The sequence below is a fragment of the Eubacterium ruminantium genome, assembly GCF_900167085.1.
Classification (GTDB): domain Bacteria; phylum Bacillota; class Clostridia; order Lachnospirales; family Lachnospiraceae; genus Eubacterium_Q; species Eubacterium_Q ruminantium.
In genome coordinates this window covers 1-643 of the sequence record NZ_FUXA01000002.1, presented here as the reverse complement: position 1 = coordinate 643, position 643 = coordinate 1, and the positions used below count along the sequence as shown (strand labels likewise).

The following is a 643-nucleotide window of genomic DNA, read 5'->3' as shown; positions in this document are numbered from 1 at the left end:
ATCTTTTCATCTCTCTTGAATAAGCCCTCGACCTATTAGTACACCTCAGCTGAATGTGTTACCACACTTACACTCGGTGCCTATCAACCTCGTAGTCTTCAAGGGGTCTTAACTCCTCAGGGGAGTGGGATATCTTATCTTGAGGTTGGCTTCACGCTTAGATGCCTTCAGCGTTTATCCTTTCCGGACTTGGCTACCCAGCTCTGCACTTGGTAATGCAACTGGTACACCAGCGGTCCGTCCATCCCGGTCCTCTCGTACTAAGGACAGCTCCTCTCAAATATCCTCCGCCCGCGCCGGATAGGGACCGAACTGTCTCACGACGTTCTGAACCCAGCTCGCGTACCGCTTTAATGGGCGAACAGCCCAACCCTTGGAACCTGCTACAGCTCCAGGATGCGATGAGCCGACATCGAGGTGCCAAACCACTCCGTCGATGTGAACTCTTGGGAGTGATAAGCCTGTTATCCCCAGGGTAGCTTTTATCCGTTGAGCGATGGCAATCCCACTTTATACCACCGGATCACTAAGTCCTACTTTCGTATCTGTTCCACCCGTCGGTGTCACAGTCAAGCTCCCTTCTGCCTTTGCACTCTTCGAATGGTTTCCGACCATTCTGAGGGAACCTTTGAGCGCCTCCGAT

1 rRNA gene is annotated in these 643 nt (G+C 52.4%); it reads right to left on the bottom strand.

From position 1 onward, the window contains the following. Positions 1-15 precede the first annotated feature (15 nt). A 23S ribosomal RNA gene (locus B5D25_RS00010) occupies positions 16-643 on the bottom strand; the annotation flags it as partial.